At 69.9% G+C, this 19,138-nt stretch carries 16 protein-coding genes; 5 read left to right on the top strand and 11 right to left on the bottom strand.

All coding sequences use genetic code 11. From position 1 onward, the window contains the following. Window positions 1–1,195: 1,195 nt before the first annotated feature. The 9 genes from ACZ6Z4_RS26190 to ACZ6Z4_RS26230 form a co-directional block, all read right to left on the bottom strand. Complete coding sequence (locus tag ACZ6Z4_RS26190) at window positions 1,196–2,704, bottom strand: rhamnulokinase (RefSeq protein WP_465569486.1); 1,509 nt, start codon at window positions 2,702–2,704, stop codon at window positions 1,196–1,198. Between the two features lie 79 nt (window positions 2,705–2,783). Beyond that, window positions 2,784–4,247 (bottom strand): arabinose isomerase, encoded by a 1,464-nt coding sequence (locus tag ACZ6Z4_RS26195; RefSeq protein WP_465569487.1) that lies wholly within the window; start codon window positions 4,245–4,247, stop codon window positions 2,784–2,786. Between the two features lie 162 nt (window positions 4,248–4,409). Beyond that, complete coding sequence (locus ACZ6Z4_RS26200) at window positions 4,410–6,449, bottom strand: bifunctional aldolase/short-chain dehydrogenase (RefSeq protein WP_465569488.1); 2,040 nt, start codon at window positions 6,447–6,449, stop codon at window positions 4,410–4,412. Beyond that, window positions 6,446–7,609, bottom strand: a complete 1,164-nt coding sequence (rhaI, locus tag ACZ6Z4_RS26205; RefSeq protein WP_465569490.1) for an L-rhamnose isomerase — start codon at window positions 7,607–7,609, stop codon at window positions 6,446–6,448. The genes ACZ6Z4_RS26200 and rhaI overlap by 4 nt, the downstream gene beginning before the upstream one ends. Before the next feature lie 3 nt (window positions 7,610–7,612). After that, window positions 7,613–7,945, bottom strand: coding sequence for an L-rhamnose mutarotase (locus ACZ6Z4_RS26210; RefSeq protein WP_465569492.1), 333 nt, complete (start codon window positions 7,943–7,945; stop codon window positions 7,613–7,615). Window positions 7,946–7,957: 12 nt separating this feature from the next. Continuing rightward, entirely contained in the window at window positions 7,958–9,049 is a 1,092-nt protein-coding gene (rhaS, locus tag ACZ6Z4_RS26215) for a rhamnose ABC transporter substrate-binding protein (RefSeq protein ID WP_465569493.1), read from the bottom strand. Further along, the gene (locus ACZ6Z4_RS26220; RefSeq protein WP_465569495.1) at window positions 9,046–10,095 is read right to left on the bottom strand and encodes an ABC transporter permease; all 1,050 of its coding nucleotides are present in this window, start codon (window positions 10,093–10,095) and stop codon (window positions 9,046–9,048) included. Before ACZ6Z4_RS26220 ends, rhaS begins: the two co-directional genes overlap by 4 nt. Further along, the gene (locus ACZ6Z4_RS26225; RefSeq protein WP_465569497.1) at window positions 10,085–11,110 is read right to left on the bottom strand and encodes an ABC transporter permease; all 1,026 of its coding nucleotides are present in this window, start codon (window positions 11,108–11,110) and stop codon (window positions 10,085–10,087) included. The genes ACZ6Z4_RS26220 and ACZ6Z4_RS26225 overlap by 11 nt, the downstream gene beginning before the upstream one ends. After that, on the bottom strand, window positions 11,107–12,612 hold the full coding sequence (locus ACZ6Z4_RS26230; protein ID WP_465569498.1) for a sugar ABC transporter ATP-binding protein: 1,506 nt from the start codon (window positions 12,610–12,612) through the stop codon (window positions 11,107–11,109). Before ACZ6Z4_RS26230 ends, ACZ6Z4_RS26225 begins: the two co-directional genes overlap by 4 nt. A gap of 518 nt (window positions 12,613–13,130) precedes the next feature. Between ACZ6Z4_RS26230 and ACZ6Z4_RS26235 the strand changes: the two genes are divergently transcribed. Continuing rightward, window positions 13,131–14,222 carry a LacI family DNA-binding transcriptional regulator gene (locus ACZ6Z4_RS26235; RefSeq protein WP_465570196.1) on the top strand — a complete coding sequence of 364 codons (1,092 nt, stop codon included), beginning with the start codon at window positions 13,131–13,133 and terminating at the stop codon, window positions 14,220–14,222. A 38-nt stretch (window positions 14,223–14,260) separates the two neighbouring features. Here ACZ6Z4_RS26235 and ACZ6Z4_RS26240 read toward each other — a convergent pair whose 3' ends face one another. Continuing rightward, entirely contained in the window at window positions 14,261–14,833 is a 573-nt protein-coding gene (locus ACZ6Z4_RS26240; protein WP_465569500.1) for a transglutaminase-like domain-containing protein, read from the bottom strand. Window positions 14,834–14,936: 103 nt separating this feature from the next. Between ACZ6Z4_RS26240 and ACZ6Z4_RS26245 the strand changes: the two genes are divergently transcribed. From ACZ6Z4_RS26245 to ACZ6Z4_RS26255, 3 genes are all read left to right on the top strand, one after another. Next, window positions 14,937–15,884, top strand: a complete 948-nt coding sequence (locus ACZ6Z4_RS26245; protein ID WP_465569501.1) for an aldo/keto reductase — start codon at window positions 14,937–14,939, stop codon at window positions 15,882–15,884. Window positions 15,885–16,025: 141 nt separating this feature from the next. Further along, window positions 16,026–17,492 carry a hypothetical protein gene (locus ACZ6Z4_RS26250; RefSeq protein ID WP_465569502.1) on the top strand — a complete coding sequence of 489 codons (1,467 nt, stop codon included), beginning with the start codon at window positions 16,026–16,028 and terminating at the stop codon, window positions 17,490–17,492. 26 nt (window positions 17,493–17,518) lie between these two features. Then, window positions 17,519–18,070, top strand: a complete 552-nt coding sequence (locus ACZ6Z4_RS26255) for a DUF4240 domain-containing protein (RefSeq protein WP_363677842.1) — start codon at window positions 17,519–17,521, stop codon at window positions 18,068–18,070. Here the strand turns inward: ACZ6Z4_RS26255 and ACZ6Z4_RS26260 are convergent. Beyond that, on the bottom strand, window positions 18,067–18,768 hold the full coding sequence (locus ACZ6Z4_RS26260) for a hypothetical protein (RefSeq protein ID WP_465569505.1): 702 nt from the start codon (window positions 18,766–18,768) through the stop codon (window positions 18,067–18,069). The two genes, ACZ6Z4_RS26255 and ACZ6Z4_RS26260, sit on opposite strands and share 4 nt — an antisense overlap. A gap of 195 nt (window positions 18,769–18,963) precedes the next feature. Between ACZ6Z4_RS26260 and ACZ6Z4_RS26265 the strand changes: the two genes are divergently transcribed. Continuing rightward, window positions 18,964–19,137, top strand: coding sequence for a CsbD family protein (locus ACZ6Z4_RS26265; RefSeq protein ID WP_465569507.1), 174 nt, complete (start codon window positions 18,964–18,966; stop codon window positions 19,135–19,137). The last annotated feature ends 1 nt before the right edge of the window (window position 19,138 follow it).

Here is a 19,138-nt window from a genome sequence, read left to right on the forward strand (position 1 = left end):
CCGTCGGTGTTCCTCGTACGGCGACACCGCACTCGCGTGCCTTCGTGCAGCCGAGACCAACCAGCCCATGTTGTTGGCCCGGGCGGGCCAGCACGATTAGCGTCGCGAAGCTCAGCAACCGCTGGTGCGACCCGTCCGGCGATCCTCCATACGGCGACACTGCACTTGCGTGACCGCGGCGCGGCCGAGACCAACCAGCCCATGTTGCTGCCCCGGCTGCCGGTCGGCACGGTCAGCGTCGCGAGCTCAGCCACCGCAGGCACGATCCATTCGGCTTACCTCCTCGGGCGATGGGTGGGCCGTCGGCCTAGGGCGCGGGGACCGGGTGTCAGGGTCGGCCTTTAGCGTCCAGCGTTGGGACCGCGCGTCGGGGTCGGTCGTTGGCGTCCAGCGTTGGAGTCGGGTGTCGGGGGTCGGTCGGTCGCTCGCTGGAGTCGGGTGTTCGGGTCGGTCGTTTGCGTCCAAGCGTTGGGGTCAGGTGTTTCGGGGGCGGTCGTTGGCGTCCAACGTTGGGGCTCGCCTCAGGAGGCGGCCGTCAAAGTCGGTTCCCGATTACGCCAGTTGACCTAGTGGCTAGAGGAGGCCTCGATGGGCTGCCCAGACGATGGCTTCTATGGCGGTTCCGAAGCCGAGGCGGTCGCAGGCGGCGCGGGTGCGGCGGCGGACTGTTCGTTCGGAGAGGTCGAGTCGGCGGGCTACTGCTTCGATGGGTAGGCCGGTGGCGATCAGGCGGAACAGGCGTAGGTCCTCGGCGTTGATTCCCCGGGGGAGAACGATCGGTGCTGTGTCCGTTGCCGTCGTGCCGCGCGGTCCGCCGTGTCGGGCGGTGTCGCGGGTTCCGGTGTGGGTTGCTGTCTCGCGTGGGATTGGGTAGATCGCTGGGTCGTGTGGGTGGGCCAGGGGTGGGGAGGCTTGGGAGTTCGACCACGTGGCGGTGGTGGTCGCGGATGCCTCGGAGGGCGGGGTGTGCGAGACGACGTGGATGTTGGGGTCGCGGGGTTGCGCGTGGGGATCACGGGGTTGCGCGTGGGGGTTGGGCTCGGGGTGCGTCGGCTGTGTGGGTGGGGCGTTGCCTGCGGGGCTGCTCGGGGTGTGAGTGCTGGGGTCTTGGGGGATGGCGTGGGGTGGTTTGTGGCGGGGGTGGGTTCGCAGGTTCGGGTGGGTGAGGGTTTCGTGGTGCAGGGCGGTCATCGGATCACCTGGTTCCGAACACCCGGGACTCGGCGGCGTCCCAGTCGGCCGGTTCTTGCTGCGGGGGGTAGGGCCGCAGACGATGGGTGGTGCGGACGAGGGCGCGCATGGCGCTCAGGTCCGGGAGGGGTTCGCCCAGGGCTCGGGCCTGGACGAGGATGTTGCCTAGGGCGGAGGCTTCTACGGGGCCGGCCAGGACGGGGAGTCCGCAGGCGTCGGCGGTCAGTTGGCAGAGAAGCTCGTTCTGGGAGCCGCCGCCGATCACGTGGATCACGTCGATTTCTTGGCCGGCGAGGGTTTGGGCGGTGCGTAGGGTTCGGCGGTAGGCGAGGGCGAGGCTTTCCAGGATGCAGCGGACGGTGGCTGCGCGGGTTGCCGGTTTGGTTTGGGCGGTGCGGGTGCAGAAATCGTCGATGCGGGACGGCATGTTGCCGGGGGCAAGGAATGTGGGGTCGTCGGGGTCGATCAGTACGGCGAAAGGTTGCGCCTCCGCTGCTTGTACGAGGAGGTCGGTCAGGTCTTCGGTTTCCCAGACGCGTAGGCATTCCTGGAGGATCCACAGGCCCATGACGTTCTTCAGGAAGCGGGTTCGGCCGTCTACGCCGCCCTCGTTGGTGAAGTTGGCTTGGCGGGCTTCGTCTGTCAGGACGGGCTCGGGGAGTTCGAGACCCGCCAAGGACCAGGTGCCTGAGGAGATGTAGGCGAAGCGCTCGCCCTCCTTCGCCGGTACGGCTACTACCGAGGAGGCGGTGTCGTGGGAGCCGACGGCGATCACCGGGACCTGCGCGGGACGTGCGGTCGCCTCGGTGACGCCTGATCGGAGTGCTGCGGCCTCGGCCGGGCGTGGGGTGAGACCCGCTTCGGTAGCTACCTCCGGGAGCACCGGGCCGATGATCTGGCCTGGCTCGCGCAGGGATGGGAGGAGCGTCGCGGGGATGCCGATGCGGTCGGCCAGGTCCTTGCTCCACGTGCGGGTGCGTACGTCGTACAGCTGGGTGGTGGAAGCGTTCGTGTGTTCTGCACCGGGGATGCCGGTGAGCCAGTAGGCGAGGAGGTCGGGGATCAGAAGGAGGTGATGGGCCTGGTCCAGGCACTGCTCGGCGGCCAACTGGTAGATGGTGTTGAAGGGGAGTTGCTGGAGGCCGGTGGTGGCGTACAGGTCCTCGGCGGGGATGGTGCGGAGGACTTCGTCCATGACTCCGTCCGTTCTGGAGTCTCGGTAGTGGACGGGGTTGCCGAGGAGCTTGCCGTTGGGGGCGATCAGGCCGTAGTCGACTGCCCAGGAGTCGATGCCGATGCCGTCGAGGGGGCCGGCGGCCGCCGCTTTGGTCAGGCCGGCGAGGGTTTCCCGGTACAGGTGGAGGATGTCCCAGTACAGGGTGCCTTGAATCTGGACCGGGCCGTTCCAGAAGCGGTGGACCTCGGTGAGCTCGAGTTGTCCTGCGCCGAGCTCGCCGACCATGACGCGGCCGCTGGACGCGCCGAGGTCTACTGCGGCCAATCGAAGGCTCATCGGGCAACGCTCCTTGGGGAGTGATGGTGTACGTCGGCTTCGCGGCTTGGGGCCGACGTCACCGGAGATGTGCTCGGGGTCAGGTGGGGTTGACGACCTCCAAGGGGAGGTGGAGGAGGCTGGAGACTGCTTGCAGGTCGGCGACTCGGTGGCCGGTGCCGAGCGCCCAGTGGTGGGCCACGCCGGAGGCTGACCAGGCGTCGGTCCACTCGCCGGGGTCGCAGGCGAAGTCAACACGGCTCGTGGTGTTGCCGATCTGGAGCAATGGGCCGGGGACGACCTTGCCTTCGGAGGCGATGAGTTTGAAGGAGCCGTCGCGGAGCTGGCCCAGGCCCAGGGCGGTGACGGGGCCGTGGGCTACGTCGAATTCGACGGAGACTCCCCAGCCTCGTTTGCCGTGGTACACACCCAGGCCGCGGAGGAGCGGCTTAGTGGAACTGATCGCGAGGTGGGCGGGGCCGTCGTGGCCCATTTCCACGACGTTGTCGGTGAAGTTGAGGGCTTGGAGCTCGGTGAAGGAGCCGCCGGCGCCGAGCTTGTCCATCATCAGCATGGCCAGTGAGGTGCGCAGCTCGTACTCGCCTGCCGCTGGGATACCCCTTGCTGTGAGCAACGATGCGCCGAGGATCATGCCGGCGGCCACGCGCTCGTGGGTCTCGCCGTCGAGGCCGCGGTGGTAGTAGGCGAGAGTGTCCAGCTGGAAGTCCTCGACCAGGCGGTCGAGGGCGACCGAGACCGTGGCGCCCCAGCGGAAGTCGTCCTCGACGACCGAGTCGTCGAGGGTGAAGACGTCCTGGGCGACCTTCATCCGCGCCTCGGTCTCGGCGGCAGTCACCTTCTCGACACGGACCCGGAGGTCGTCGATCTCGAGGATCTCGACGTGGCCGCCGAGTTGCGCGGAGACCAGGGTCGGGTCAGTGATGACGTCCATCATGCCGGGGTAGAGGTGGCCGAGCAGGCCGTGCCTGCCGTGGCGGAAGGCGGCACGGACACCCGCCGCCCTCAGCCAGCGGTGGATTCTCGTCCAGGCGCGTTCGTCTTCGAGGTGGCCGGAGACCGAGCGGAAGTCGATGCCGCAGCGTTCGAAGGCGTTCGCCATCTCGGGGAGGGGGCAGGCGCCGCAGTACGCCAGCCAGGCGCCGGTGTCGAACGTTGCATGGTCCATCGCCTCGGTGGGTTGAAGGTTGAGGAGGAGGACCGGAGCGTTGGAACGTTGAGCGATCGGGACGAGCATCGAGGCCGTCATGTACGTCGTGAGGAAGCCGACGATCAGGTCGCAGTCGGCGAGCCGCAGCTTCTCGGCTGCTGCGGCCCCCTCCTGGGCGTCGGAGATGAAGCCGACGTCGATGACCTCGCAGTCGAACTCGCCGAAACGCTCGGACACTCGGCGTGCTGAGGCTTGCAACTGCGGGAGGAGGTCGGGGAACTGGGGCCAGTACGCGCCGAGGCCGCCTGCGACGAGGCCGATGCGGGTCTTGCGTGGCTCGACCCAGGGCAGCAGTCCGCCGCCGTCGACGGACCGGCTCGGGTCAGTGCTCCACATGCTGGTTCCTCCTCGTGGGCGGGCAGGTGTCGCGGTCGCCGACGTCGAGACGGCGGATCGGGTGGGCGGTGGTTGAGGCTGTCGGGGATGCGGCCGATGAGATTGCCTGTGGTTGAGGTCGTACCGGCCGGTGAGTGATTTGGTGGAGTGGGGACATTGGAATCAGCGGAGGAAGGCTGCGGCTACGCCGGCGTCTACGGGGATGTGGAGGCCGGTGGTGTGGGAGAGGTCGCCGGCGGTGATGGCTACTACGGCGGCGGCTACGTGGTCGGGGAGGACTTCTCGTTTCAGGAGGGTTCGTTGGGCGTAGTAGGCGCCGAGCTCGGACTCGGGGACGCCGTAGACGGCTGCGCGTTTGGCGCCCCAGCCTTTGGCGAAGATGCCGGAGCCCCGGACGACGCCGTCGGGGTTGATGCCGTTGACGCGGATGCCGTGCTCGCCGAGCTCGGCGGCGAGGAGGCGGACCTGGTGGGCCTGGTCGGCCTTGGCGGCGCCGTAGGCGACGTTGTTGGGGCCGGCGAAGACGGCGTTCTTGCTGGAGATGTAGATGATGTCGCCGCCGATGGCCTGGTCGATCAGGATCTTGGCCGCGACCTTGGAGACGAGAAACGAGCCCTTCGCCATCACGTCGTGCTGGAGGTCCCAGTCGTGCTCGGTGGTTTCGAGCAGGGGCTTGGAGATCGAGAGGCCGGCGTTGTTGACGATCAGGTCGACGCCGCCGAAGGCGAGGACCGCCTGCTCGAACGCCGCGGCGACGGCGGCTTCGTTCGACACGTCGGCGCCGATCGCCACCGCCTTGTCGGTGGTGCCGATCTCTTTGGCTACTGCTTCGGCCGCGGCGGTGTCGAGGTCGGCGACGACGACGCACGCGCCCTCGGCGGCCAGCCGCTGGGCGATCGCCTTGCCGATGCCGGAGCCGCCGCCGGTGACGAACGCGACCCGGGTGGCGAGCGGCTTCGGTTTCGGCATCCGCTGCAGCTTCGCCTCCTCGAGCGCCCAGTACTCGATGCGGAACTTCTCGCGCTCGTCGATCGGTGCGTACGTCGAGACCGCCTCGGCGCCACGCATCACGTTGATCGCGTTCACGTAGAACTCGCCGGCGACCCGCGCGGTCTGCTTGTCCTTGCCGAAGCTGAACATGCCGACGCCCGGGACCAGCACGATCGCCGGGTCGGCGCCGCGCATCGGCGGGCTGACCGGCTCCTTGTGCCGGTCGTAGTAGGCCGCGTAGTCCTCGCGGTACTGCAGGTGCAGCTCCTTGAGCCGCGTCACCGCCTCCTCCAGCGGAGCGGACGGCGGCAGGTCGAGCACCAGCGGACGCACCTTCGTCCGGAGGAAGTGGTCCGGGCAGGACGTCCCGAGCGCGGCCAGCTCGCCGAGCCGCTCGCGAGCGGTGAACTCCAGCACGACCTCCGCGTCGTTGAAGTGCCCGACCTGCGGGTTGTCCGTCGACGCGAGCCCGCGGATGACCGGCGCGAGCGCCGCCGCGCGCTGCCGCCGCTGATCCTCGGACAATGCCTCGTACCCCGGTACGACGGCGCCGAACGGCTCCGGCTTGCCGCGCTCGGCCAGGAACTGCTCAGCGGTCCGGATGATCTCCAGCGAGTTCGCCTCGCACTCCTCCGACGTCGAGCCCCAGGCGGTGATCCCGTGTCCGCCGAGGATCACGCCGATGGCCTGCGGGTTCTCCCGCTTGGTCTGCGCGATGTCGAGGCCGAGCTGGAACCCGGGCCGCCGCCACGGCACCCAGACCACCCGGTCGCCGAAGCACTCGGCGGTCAGCTTCTCCCCGTCCGCCGCGGTCGCCAGCGCGATCCCGGAGTCCGGGTGCAGGTGGTCCACGTGCGGAGCGTCGACCAGTCCGTGCATCGCGGTGTCGATCGACGGCGCGGCGCCGCCCTTGCCGTGCAGGCAGTAGTCGAACGCCGCGACCATCTCGTCCTCGCGGTCGACGCCGGGGTAGACGTCGACGAGCGCGTTCAGCCGGTCGATCCGCAGCACGGCCAGACCGGCCGTGGTCAGCGTCCCCAGGTCGCCGCCCGAGCCCTTCACCCAGACCAGGTCCACCGGCTGCTGGGTGACCGGGTCGGTCGCCGTCCCCTTCGCCGACGTGTTGCCGCCGGCGTAGTTCGTGTTGCGCGGGTCAGCACCCAGCCTGTTGCTTCGGGCAACAAGCTCGGCAGCGGCGTCGGTCACGGTCATGCTCCCCATCCGGCCTGCTGGCCGTCGGCTCGGTCCTTGCTGATCTGTTCGAAGTACCCGCTGCGCTGGTACGCCGCGACCGGGTCGGGGTCGATCCCCTGCTCGGTCCGCAGCTCGGCGAGCAGCGGACGGACGTCGGTGTTGTACGCGTCCATCAGCACCGCGTTGGCGCCGAGCACGTCACCGGCCTGCTGCGCCGTGCGCAGCGCGTCCCGGTCGACCAGCAACGCCTTCGCGGTGGCCTCCTGGACGTTCATCACCGACCGGATGATGGCCGGGATCTTCGCCTCGATGTTGTGGCACTGGTCGAGCATGAACGCGATCCCGCGGGCCGGGTCGAGCGCGTCGCCGCGGACGATCTCGTTCATGATCCGGAACAGCTGGAACGGGTCGGCGGCGCCGACCATCAGGTCGTCGTCGGCGTAGAACCGGCTGTTGAAGTCGAACGCGCCGAGCTTGTCCACCCGGAGCAGGAACGCGACGATGAACTCGATGTTGGTGCCCGGTGCGTGGTGGCCGGTGTCGATGCAGACCGACGCCTTCGGCCCGAGCTCCAGGCAGTGCGCGTACGACGTACCCCAGTCCGGGACGTCGGTGGTGTAGAAGGCGGGCTCGAACAGCTTGTACTCCAGCAGCATCCGCTGGTCGGCGCCGAGCCGGTCGTAGACCTCCTTCAGCGCGGTCGCCAGCCGGGTCTGCCGGTCCTGGATGTCGTCCTGGCCCGGGTAGTTCGTCCCGTCGGAGAACCACAGCTTCAGGTCGTGGGACCCGGTCGCGTCCATGATGTCGACGCACTCGAGCAGGTGGTCGGTCGCCTTGCGCCGGACGCTCGGGTCCGGGTTGGTGACACTGCCCAGCTTGTAGTCGTCGTCCTGGAAGACGTTGCTGTTGATCGCGCCGAGCCGCACGCCCTGTTCCTTCGCGTACGCCGCCAGCGCCGCGTAGTCGTCGACCTTGTCCCAGGGGATGTGCAGCGCGACGCTCGGCGCCACGCCGGTGTACTTGTGCACGACCGCCGCGTCGGCGATCTTCTCCTCCGGCGACCGCGGCACGCCCGGCTGGCCGAACACCTTGAACCGGGTGCCCGAGTTGCCGAACGCCCAGGAGGGCAGCTCGATCTCCTGCCGGCGGAGGGCGGATTTCACGGCTTCGGTCGTCATAGGTCAGTCCTTCGCAGGTGTGAGGTGGAAGATCTCGGGGAGCAGCAGGAACGACTCGTCCGGCGGTCTGCCGCCGATCCCCGTGAAGAAGTCGGTCATCTGGGCCTGCCAGCGCCCGTTCACCTCGGTCGCCGCCATCGCCTTCTGGGCGGCCTCCAGGTCGTCGGCCTCGACGTACCCGATCAGCAGGCCGTCGTCACGCAGGAAGAGCGAGTAGTTGTGCCAGCCGGAGTCGCGCAGCGCGGCCTGCATGTCGGGCCAGACGGCGCGGTGCCGTTCGACGTACTCGTCCAGGCGGTCGGGCTTGACCTGGAGGCAGAAGCAGTAGCGGTTCACGGGGGCTCCGGGTCAGAAGTCGAACTGGTCGATGTTGGCCGCGGTGAACTCGGTCGGCGGGCCGAGCACGATCTCGCCGGCGGCGCCGACGGTGTAGTCGCCGAGCTTTCCGGCCTTGAACTTCTCGCCCTCGGCACCGGTGATCTGGTTCGAGCTCAGCGCGGCACCGGCGTACGCCGCCAGGTAGCCGATGTCGGCCGGGTTCCAGAGGGCGAACTTCTTCACCGTGCCGTCCTTGACGAACTGGCGCATCTGGTTCGGCAGGCCGAGGCCGGTGATCGCGACCTTGCCCTTGTAGCTGGACGAGCTGACGTACCGCGAAGCGGCGGCGATGCCGACCGTGGTCGGCGAGACGATCACCTTCAGGTTCGGGTAGGTCTGCAGCAGGCCCTGGGCCTCGGTGAAGGACTTCTGGTCGTCGTCGTTGCCGTAGGCGATCTTGACCAGCTTGAGCTTCTGGTTGGCCGGTTTGGCCAGCTCGGTCTTCATCACCTCGATCCACGAGTTCTGGTTGGTGGCGTTCGGGGTCGCGGACAGCACCGCGATCTCACCGGAACCGCCGGCCAGCTCGCTGGCCATCTTCACCAGGCTCTCGCCGATGCCCTGCGTGGTGGCCTGATTGATGAAGGCGTCCCGGCAGGTCTTGGCCGCGTCGGAGTCGAAGGTGACCACCTTGATGCCGGCCTTGCGGGCCTGGTTCAGCGAGGGGCAGACCGCGTTCGGGTCGTTGGCGGCGACCACGATCACGTCCTGCTGCTGCTGGATCAGGGTGTTGATGTAGCTGACCTGCGACGACGCGCTCGCGTCGTTCGGGCCGACCAGCTTGTACTCGCCCTTGAGCTCGCCGACCGCGACCTTGCCGCCGCCGACCTCGACGTCGGTGTAGGGGTTGTTCAGCTGCTTGGGCAGGTAGGCGATCTTCAGCCCTTCCTTGAGCGGCGCGTTCGGGTCGGCCGCCGCCGAGCTGGACGCCGACGGCGCCGCCGTCGCGTCACCCGCGGTGCTCTCCTTGGTCGTGCCACCGCCGCAGGCGGTCAGCGCGAGGGACAGGACGGCCACCGTCGAGAGCGGGACCGCCGTACGGCGGGACAGGCGGAAGGTCATGGGAGGTCCTTTCTGGACGGTGACCCGGGGGTGGACTCGCTGCGGTGCCGACGGCGTTGCACCGCGGTACGGACGGCGTTGGCGAGGTTGGGGGCGAGCACGGAGGCGATCAGCAGCACGCCGGTGACGACGTTGAGCGCCTCGTTGGAGACGTCGGACAGGCGGAGCGCGTTCTGCAGGGAGGCGAGCAGGACGACGCCGGCGATCACGCCGGGCAGCGCGCCCTTGCCGCCGAAGATCGACACTCCGCCGAGCAGGACGGCGGCGACCACAGCGAGCTCCAGGCCGGCCCCGTTGTCGGCGCGGGCGCTGGAGTACCGCAGGGTCCAGAGCACGCCGGCCAGGCCGGCGACCAGGCCGCTCACGACGTACAGCCAGAACTTCAGGCGGCCGGGGCGGACGCCGGCGAAGCGGGCGGCCTGCTCGCTCGCACCGACCGCGAAGACCGCGCGGCCGATCGGCGTCGCGTGCAGGACGACGCCGAACACGATCGCCAGCACCACCACGATGATCAGCACGTTCGGGATCGGGCTGGTGCCGATCGTGCCGGTGACCCAGTCGGTGTAGAGCGCCGGGAAGTCCGCGACCGCGCCGTCGCCGAGCACGACGAAGGCCAGGCCGCGGTAGAGGGCCAGGGTCCCGATCGTGACCGCCAGCGAGGGCAGGCCGAGCACCGTGACGAAGAAGCCGTTCACCGCGCCGAGCACCGCGCCCAGCAGCAGGCAGATCGGGATGATCGTCTCGATCGGCTGGTTCGCGTTCCACAGGTAGCCCATCAGGGCGCTGGACAGGCCGAGCGTGCTGGCCACCGAGAGGTCGATCTCGCCGGTCACGATCACCAGCGTCATCGGCAGCGCGACCAGCGCGATCGGCAGCAGGTCGAGGACCAGGAAGCCGAAGTTCTGCGCGGTGCCGAAGTTGTCGACGGTCGCGGCCGCGACGATCAGCACCAGCACGGTCAGGGCGATGATCGCGACGTTCCAGTTCGCGAAGCGGCCGGCCAGGGCGCCGGGGCGGTCGGTGATCGCCGCGGGCTCAGCTGACATGGGAGCCTCGCTTCTTCAGCGTCGCTGCGACCCGCGCCGCGACCAGCCGGTCGGAACCGATCGCGAGCAGGATCAGCGCACCGACGATCGCCTGCTGCCAGAACTGGTTGATCTCGAGCACCGCAAGTGCGCTGCTGATCGTGGTCAGCAGCAACGCGCCGAGCGCCGCGCCCCAGACCGAGCCGCTGCCGCCGAAGACGGCGACGCCACCGACGACCACCGCGGCGACCACGTTCAGCTCGAGGCCCGTCCCCGCGGCGGCGTCGATGGTGCCGAACCGGGCCGCGAACAGCACGCCCGCCAACCCAGCCAGGGCACCGCTGACCAGGAAGGCCATGACCGTACGCCGCCCGACCGCGATCCCGGCCAGCTTGGCTGCCTGCGGGCTCGAACCCATCGCGTACAGCTCGCGACCGGCCCGGTAGTTCCGCAGGACCAGGCCCGTGACCACCAGGACCAGCAGCGCGATCAGCACCAGGTACGGGACGGAGAGCAGTGTCGCGTTGCCGAAGTCGAGGAACCCAGGAGGCAGCTCGTCGGCGTTGATCTGCTGGCCGCCGGCCCAGAAGTAGGTGACGCCGCGGACGACGTACAGCGTGCCGAGGGTGACCACGAGGGCCGGGACGTTCCCGTACCGAACCAGGACCCCGTTGAGGGCGCCGCAGATCCCTCCGACCGCGGCGCCGACGAGCAGGGCGCCGACGACCGGAAGACCCGGGTGGTCCCGGAGCAGCGTGCCGACGGTGAACGCGCTCAGCCCGAGCACCGAGCCGACCGAGAGGTCGATGTTGCGCGTGATCACCACCACGGCCTGGCCGACCGCCAGCACGGCCAGGATCGCGGTGCCGAGCAGGATGTCGCGGATGCTCTGGCCGGACAGGAAGCGTGGGTTCGAGATCGCGGTCACCGCAACCAGCAGCGCCAGCGCGAGCACGATGCCCAGCTCGCGCGCCCGGAGCACCAGGTCGAGCGACGACCTGCGCGTGGTCACGCCGGGGAGCCCGACGGCCGTCATACGGTCACCTCCTGCCCGGTGGCGGCGAACATCACGGACTCCTCGGTCGCGTCGGCGCGGTCGAGCGCGGCCACCAGCCGGCCCTCACGCATCACCAGCACGCGGTCGGCCATCCCGAGCACCTCGGGCAGCTCCGACGACACCATCAGTACGGCGACGCCCTCGGCAGCCAGGCTGGACATCAGCCGGTGCACCTCCGCCTTGGTGCCGACGTCGATCCCGCGCGTCGGCTCGTCGACGATCAGCAGCTTCGGTGCCATCGACAACCACTTCGCCAGCACGACCTTCTGCTGGTTGCCGCCGGACAGCGTGCCGACCTCGTCGCTGAGCCGGCCGTACTTCGTCTTCAGGCGCTTGGTCCACTCCCGCGCGGATCGGCGCTCGCTGCTGCCGGTCAGGAATCCCAGCTGGGACAGGGCTCTCGACCGCGGGAGCGTCACGTTCCGCTCGATCGACAGCTCCATCAGCAGGCCCTGCTGACGACGGTCCTCGGGCACCAGCGCGACGCCCGCGGCCATCGCGGCGCGCGGCGAGCCGGGCTTGAGCTTGCGCCCGCCGACCTCGATCACGCCGCCGTCGCGCGGGTCGACGCCGAAGATCGACTGCACCACCTCGGACCGGCCGGAGCCGACCAGCCCGGCCAGGGCGACGATCTCACCGGCCCGGACCTCGAAGTCGATGTCGACGAAGACCGGGTCGCGCCGCAGGCCGCGCACCGAGAGCACCACCGCGCCCGGCGTGACCTCCTGTTTGGGGAACAGCGCGTCGAGGTCGCGGCCGACCATCCGCCGGACCATCTCGTCGACGCTCAGCTCCGCCAGCGGATCGGTGGAGACGTGCTTGCCGTCGCGCAGGATCGTCACCTTCTCGCAGAGCGCGGCGATCTCCTCGAAGCGGTGCGAGATGAACACCAGCGCGGCGCCGTCGTCGCGCAGCGAGCGGGCGACCGCGAACAGGCGCTCGACCTCGACCCCGGTCAGGGCCGCGGTCGGCTCGTCCATCACCACCACCCGGGCGTCGGCCGACAGCGCCTTAGCGATCTCCACCAGTTGCTGGTCGGCGATCGACAGGCCGCGCGCCGGGCGGGTCGGCGCGATGGACACGCCGAGCCGGGCAAACAGCTGCTCGGCCTCGCGCTGCATCGCGGCCCGGTCGATGGTTTTGAAACGACCCAGCGGCTGGCGGCCCATCGCGATGTTCTCCGCGACGGACAGGTCGGGGAACAGCGTCGGCTCCTGGTAGATCACCGCGATCCCGGCCGCCTTGGCATCGGCCGGTGTCGACAGCTCGACCGGTACGCCGTCCAGCTCGAGCGTCCCGGAGTCCGGCCGGTGCACGCCGGCCAGCATCTTCACCAGCGTGGACTTGCCCGCGCCGTTCTCGCCGACCAGCGCGTGCGCCTCCCCGCCGTACAGGTCGAAGGACACGTTCTGGACCGCGGCGACCGCGCCGAACGACTTGGAAACGTCCCGCACCCGTAGCACCGGAGCGTTCGTCGCCATCGCCACCTCCGTGAGTCTCGATCGACCGGGCCTGAAAGGTTTCAAGAAGATTGCCCGAACGCGAGGCCGGGCGTCAAGGGGCAGCTGCGAAGTCTGTGGAGAACCACAGGTGGACCCTGCGGACATCCACAGTCCGGGCAGGTACGCTTCGTGGGCTATCACGTTTCAAGCGGGGAGGTCACGTGGCACCACCCAGCGCACCTGGACGCGCCGGAGCGCCGGAGCCTGCCCCTGAGCGTGGGGGCAACGGGCAGGGCGCGTCGCCGAGGGCAGGCGGTACGCCGCGCGGCGGCTCAGCCGCGCCGCGCTCGGGTGGGTCCCGGGCAGGCGGTGCTTCGCGAACGGGCAACGGCGGCGCAGGCGCATCTCGTGCGAGCGCCGGGCGTGCAGGCTCCGCCGCTCCCCGCGCCGGCGTACCGCGCACCGCAGCAACAGCCCCGCGGACCAGCGCGTCCCCCTCGCGAGCCCCAGCACCCTCCCCGCGAACAGGCCGAACCCCGCGCGTCCCCGTCAAGCGCATCCCGCCGGCCGCCGTACCGGGCGAGACGCCCGCGGCGAGAGTCGCCGGACGCGGCCGCGGACGCACCGCCGCGGGAGTCAAGGACGTCGCCGCAGCAGCCGGGGTCTCGCTCGGGACAGTCTCGAACGTGCTCAACCGGCCGGAGATGGTCAGCCCGGCCACCCGCGCCAAGGTCGAGGCGGCGATGGAGTCGCTCGGGTTCGTCCGCAACGAGTCGGCCCGGCAGCTCCGGGCGGGCAGCAGCCGGATCCTCGCGTACTTGATGCTCGACGCCGGCAACCCGTTCTTCACCGACGTCGCCAAGGGCGTCGAGGAGGCTGCTCGCGAGGCCGGCCTGTCGGTCTTCCTCTGCAACAGCAACGAGGACGCCGCCCGCGAGGCCGACTACCTCGACCTGCTCGAGCAGCAACGCGTCCAGGGCGTGCTGATCACGCCGATCGACCCGCACACGCCACGCATCACCACGCTGCCGGTTCGCGGTACGCCGGTCGTCGTGGTCGACCGCTCACTCGACGAGGGCATGCACTGCTCGGTCGCCGTGGACGACGTGCTCGGCGGTGAGGTCGCGCTGGACCACCTGATCGAGCTCGGGCACAAGCGGATCGCGTTCGTCGGCGGGCCGAACACGATCGGTCAGGTGACCGACCGGCTCTACGGCGCCCGGAACGCGCTGGCCGACGCGGGTCTGCCTGCGGAGAACCTGGTGGAGCTCACCACTGCCGCGCTGACCGTCGCAGAGGGGCGCGGAGCTGGGCAGCGGCTCGCCGGGCTGCCCGCTGATCGCCGGCCGACGGCGGCGTTCTGCGCCAATGACCTGCTGGCGCTGGGCCTGCTGCAGCAGTGCGTCAGCCTCGGGCTGCGGGTGCCGGAGGACCTGGCGATCGTCGGGTACGACGACATCGAGTTCGCCGCCGCTGCCGCCGTACCGCTGACTTCGGTACGGCAGCCGCGGCACCTGCTGGGGAAGACCGCCGCCGAGCTGTTGCTCGACGAGTCGTCCAACCCCGACCACGAGCACCAGCGGGTGACATTCACGCCGGAGCTCGTCGTACGGACGTCGACCAGGGGCAAGGCCGCCGGTCAGTTGTGAACTGCTCCGGGCCCGCCCCTGCGGGGCCCGGAGCAGAGTCAGGTGACGTCGCCGGGCAGTCCGCCGTTGGCGACGAGGGCACGTACGTCGTCGGTTGCCCGGAGCGCGGCGACGAGGCCCGGGTCAGCGGTCGCGAAGACGCCGGGGATGTCTGCCTCGCCCTGGGCCGGGTCGGGCCGGTAGGCGAGGCGCTCGTCGGTCAGGGAGAACTCGGTGGTGACGCCGGGCTTGTCACCGCGCGGGTCCTGCCGGTACCAGGTGCCGTCGAGCTGCACGGCGGTCATGCCGTGCAGGAAGAAGCCGCCGTTGCCGTCGGTCAGGCGCTGGTAGCAGATGCCTGCCGGCACACCCTCGGCGCGAAGCAGCGCGGTCAGGAGGTGCGCCTTGCCGTGGCAGAGGCCGGCGCCGTGGCCGAGCACCTCCGACGCGGCGGCCGTCGGGCGAGGGTCGCCGACGTCCATCGAGTGCTTCACCTCGTCGCGGGTGAACTCGAACGCGGCGCGCGCGAAGTCCGTCGTACCGGGGTGGTCGCGGCGCAGCCGGGCGGCGGTCTCGACGATCGCCGGGTGGGTCGCGTCGATCACGTCGTCGGCGGCGAGGAAATCGTTCACAGCTTGGATTCTGGCACGGTGAGTCCAGAATGCGAAACTATTCGTCTCAGCAAACGGATACAGGAGTTGACCTGGAGCGCGCTCCAGCACCGATCGTCGAGCCATGACCGATCTGAGGATGGCGCTGGGCGCGATGTTGTTCGGGACCACGATCGACGAGGAGGCGTCGTTCGCTCTGCTGGACCAGTACGTCGACGCAGGTGGGCAGTGGATCGACACCGCCAACTGCTACGCGTTCTGGGCGGACCCGAGCGGGCGCGGCGGGCAGAGCGAGGAGCTGCTCGGGCGCTGGTTCGCGCAGCGGCCCGGCGTACGGGACAAGGTGAAGGTGGCGACCAAGGTCGGCTGCGAGCCGCTCTGGCCCGGCAGCTACCCGGAGCATTCGGAGGGGCTGTCCGCGAAGGCGATCGACGAGGCGCTGGAGACGTCACTGCGGCGGATGGGCATCGACCACGTCGACCTTTACCTGGCGCACCGCGACGACCTGCAGACCCCACTGGAGGAGACTGTCGCCGCCTTCGGCAAGCACGCGGCCGCCGGGGCCATCGTGCGGGTCGGGCTGTCCAACTACGCCCTCTGGCGAGTGGAGCGAGCCCGTGGCATCGCTGAGCGGCTGGGGGTGACCGGGCCGACTGCGCTGCAGATGCGCTACTCGTACCTGCAGCCCCGGCCCTTCGTCCGCGACCAGGCCCACGACCACCGCTTCGGCTGGATCACCGACGAGATGCTCGACTACGCCGGCCACAACCCGGAGCAGGAACTGTTCGCGTACAGCCCGCTCATGTCCGGCAGCTACGAGCGCACGGACCGGCCCTTCCAGGAGGCGTTCGACCACCCCGGCACCACCCGCCGGCTGGCAGCCCTCACCCAGGCAGCCGAGGAGCTCGGCGTCACCCGCAGCGAGGTGGTCCTCGCCTGGCTCACCGGCGGCTCGCCTGCCGTCACACCGGTCGTGGGAGTCAGTACGCCGGACCAGCTCACCCAGGCGCTGTCCGGTGCGCGCTTGACGCTGCCGGCCGACGTACGGACTCAGCTGGACGCGGCCTGGTGAGCACGCTCACGGTGAGTCGAATTCTGACTCAGGTCTTCACGTTGCGTGACGAAAGGCGTAGCGTGCCGGAGTTATCCGGGCGGTTGTAAGGAGTGTGGGTCCGTGGGGGGCCTGCTGGGGCTGCGCCCGTGGGGGAACGAAATGGCAGAAGAAACCTGGCACCAGGCCCGCTTGATCCCGACGTCCGGGATCAACGGCGCCGACGAGCAGGAGCGCCGGGCGACCTCGGCGTTGCTGGCCGTGATGTCGTCGGTCCGCGAGTTCGGGCGGATCCTGACCCAGCCGCTGAGTGCGCCCGCCGGCCAGTTGGAGACCTTCATCGAGGTGCCGTTCGAACTCGGTGAGCGGCGGCTGTACCCGGACGGACTGATCCGGGTACGCCGCGGGCAGCGGGAGTGGACGGCGCTGGTCGAGGTCAAGACCGGCGTCAACGAGCTCGGCGCCGAGCAGCTCGAGGCGTACCTCGACATCGCACGCGAGCAGAACTTCGACGCGGTGATCACGATCTCGAACGAGATCCCGGCGGTGGCCGGCATGCACCCGACCAAGGTCGACAAGCGGAAACTGAAGCGCGTCGAGCTGCACCACTGGTCGTGGTCGATGGTGCTCGCCGAAGCCGTGCTGCAGAAGGAACATCGCGGTGTCGCGGATCCCGACCAGGCCTGGATCCTCGGCGAGCTGATCCGCTACCTCGAGCATCCCCGATCCGGTGCGCTGCAGTTCGAGGACATGGGCTCGTCCTGGGTGACGACGCGCGAGGCCGTTGCCGCGGGGACTCTGCGCCCGGCCGACAAGTGCGCTCCTGAGGTCGCGGCGCGCTTCGACGCGTTGCTGCGGTACGTCAGCTTGCAGCTGGGACGCCGTCTCGGGGACGACGTCACGCCGGCGCTGACACGCAAGGAGCTGGCCGAACCGGCGCTGCGTAGCCAGGCTCTCGTGCAGTCGATGTGTACGACGGGGACGCTGCAAGGCGCGATCAACATCCCGAACACGGTCGGCCCACTCGTGGTGACCGCGGACCTCCGCGCGTCCCGGGTGACCTGCCACGTCGACGTCGCCGCGCCCAAGGACGGGCGGCCGGCGACCCGGGTCAACTGGCTGGTCCGGCAGCTCCGGCACGCACCCGACAGCGCGCGGCTGGAGGCGTTCGTGATGCATTCGCGAGGAGCCGGGACCGCGGAGCTGCTCGGTACCGTCCGGGCCAACCCGGTCGTGCTGATCGAGGATCCGAAGAAGGAGCTGCGCTCGTTCCGGGTGGCGCTGAGCTCGCCGCTGGGGGCGAAGCGCGGTCGAGGCCGGGGATCCTTCATCGACTCCGTCGAAGGTGCCATCAACGCCTTCTACGGCGACGTCGTCCAGGATCTGCGAGCGTGGACCGCGGCACCGCCGCGGCTGCGCGAGACACCTGAGTCGCCGGAGGAGCGTCCTTCGCTCGTCTCGACCGCGTTGTCCTCCCAGGACGGCCAGGAGAACGACGTACCGGTGGTCGCGGAGGCGCCGTTGTCGCCGTCCGAGCAGAACGGCGACGTGGCAGAGGCCGAGCTGCGCGATCCAGACGAGGTTCTGGTCCCGAGCTCGGCAGGAATTCCGGATCAGCCATCCACCTGAGCTCAGGTTCGTGCCACGCTTTGAGGGTGGACAGGGATGGGTTCTGGGGGCTGGTGGACGCGGCCCGGGAGCAGGTTGACGACACGGTCGTGGATCCGGACGGGGTCGCGGATGCGCTGATCAAAGAGTTGAGTGGGTTGGCGGCCGAGGAGATCGTCGGGTTCGGGGTGGAGCTCGAGTTGCTGCTCGGGCGGGCCTACCGGTGGGACCTGTGGGGGGCCGCGTCGCTGCTCAACGGTGGGGCGGGGGACGACTCGTTCGACCACTTCCGGGGGTGGCTGGTCGCTCAGGGGCGGGAGGTGTGGGAGGCCGCGCTGGCTGATCCGGACTCGCTCGCTGACGTGGTGGACGAGGACCTGGAGGACACCAGCGAGCTGTTCGACGGGGAGGCGGTGCTGGCGGTCGGGGCTGAGGCGTACGGCGCAGTGGCCGGGTCGGACAAGGCGTTCTGGGCTGCGGTCGACGCCGGTACGCCGGATGCGCCGGACGTGCCTGCCGGTGAGGAGTTCGACCTGGACGACAAGGGGGAGCTGGAGTCGCGGTTCCCGCGGCTCGCGGCGCTGTACCTGGAGGACTAGGCCGGCTCGCCGCCGATGCGCTCGATGAAGTTGCGCAGCGAGCGGCGCCAGCCGGCCTGGCCTGCGTCGGGGTCTGCTGCGGCCAGGCTGACCAGGTGCTGGGTCATCTCGAAGCCGGCGACCGCCTCCTGCAGCGCGGTGAGGGTCTCCTCCGGTACGCCCTCATCCGTACGCCGGTCCGCCAGCACCTCGTCACCTCGGTCCCCAACCACCGGGTGCGTCGTCCAAGTGCCCAGCCCCGCAGGCACCAGCAGCTCTGGCACCAGCGACTCGTGGGACAGCGACGCGAGATCGCTGTTGCCGTTGTCGATGCTGAAGATCGTCGTACCGCGGCGGCGGACGTCCTCCACACGTTCGAGCAGGGTGTCCGCTGGGTTGTCCTCGGCGACGACCAGCAACGACTCCCCCTTGCCGGAGTCGCGCAGGCGGTCCAGGCCGATCGCCAGGTGCGGCGGAGCGTCCGGTGGCGGCGCCCAGCGGACCAGTGCCGGCCGGACGTCCTCGATGCCGGCTCGGTGGAACTCGTCGTCCAGGTGAGCGGTCAGGTGCCAGGGCTCGTCCTGCGGCGGGCCGAAGAGCATCAGCCCGCCCTTGCGCTTCGTGTAGCGCCGCAGCGAGTGGGCGAAGGAGGTGGTGCGGGTGCCCAGCTCGGTGCCGGTCAGCATCTCGCGCAGCAGTGACGCCTTGGTGAGGTCCACACGTCCAACCTGACACAGGACACCGGCTGCCGCGACCCCGCCGTACGGCGTGAGGTGAGTCACTCCGGCGTGACGAATCCGCCGGACGCGTCACCTAACCGGTAAGCGGCACTTCGGACGGGGGGTGCCGCCCACGGTTCGCCGGTGACCGCAGGGGGTGCCGGCGAACCGTCACCCGACGAAAGGACACGCACGATGAGCTTGGCGGACAAGGCGAAGAACGCGGCGGAGGACCTGGCCGGCAAGGCCAAGGAGGCCGTCGGCAAGGTGACCGGCGACGAGAACCTCGAGGCCGAGGGTCAGGCCGACCAGAGCGTGAGCGACCTGAAGCAGGCCGGCGAGAAGGTCAAGGACGCCTTCAAGAAATAGC

Source organism: Kribbella sp. NPDC104740 (assembly GCF_055583505.1).

Coding starts and splice junctions, on each gene's coding strand:
- ACZ6Z4_RS26190 (WP_465569486.1), bottom strand. CDS start 2,704: ATGAGCCTTCGATTGGCCGCAGTAGACCTCGGCGCGTCCAGCGGCCGC.
- ACZ6Z4_RS26195 (WP_465569487.1), bottom strand. CDS start 4,247: ATGTGGAGCACTGACCCGAGCCGGTCCGTCGACGGCGGCGGACTGCTG.
- ACZ6Z4_RS26200 (WP_465569488.1), bottom strand. CDS start 6,449: ATGACCGTGACCGACGCCGCTGCCGAGCTTGTTGCCCGAAGCAACAGG.
- rhaI (WP_465569490.1), bottom strand. CDS start 7,609: ATGACGACCGAAGCCGTGAAATCCGCCCTCCGCCGGCAGGAGATCGAG.
- rhaS (WP_465569493.1), bottom strand. CDS start 9,049: ATGACCTTCCGCCTGTCCCGCCGTACGGCGGTCCCGCTCTCGACGGTG.
- ACZ6Z4_RS26220 (WP_465569495.1), bottom strand. CDS start 10,095: ATGTCAGCTGAGCCCGCGGCGATCACCGACCGCCCCGGCGCCCTGGCC.
- ACZ6Z4_RS26225 (WP_465569497.1), bottom strand. CDS start 11,110: ATGACGGCCGTCGGGCTCCCCGGCGTGACCACGCGCAGGTCGTCGCTC.
- ACZ6Z4_RS26230 (WP_465569498.1), bottom strand. CDS start 12,612: ATGGCGACGAACGCTCCGGTGCTACGGGTGCGGGACGTTTCCAAGTCG.
- ACZ6Z4_RS26245 (WP_465569501.1), top strand. CDS start 14,937: ATGACCGATCTGAGGATGGCGCTGGGCGCGATGTTGTTCGGGACCACG.
- ACZ6Z4_RS26250 (WP_465569502.1), top strand. CDS start 16,026: ATGGCAGAAGAAACCTGGCACCAGGCCCGCTTGATCCCGACGTCCGGG.
- ACZ6Z4_RS26265 (WP_465569507.1), top strand. CDS start 18,964: ATGAGCTTGGCGGACAAGGCGAAGAACGCGGCGGAGGACCTGGCCGGC.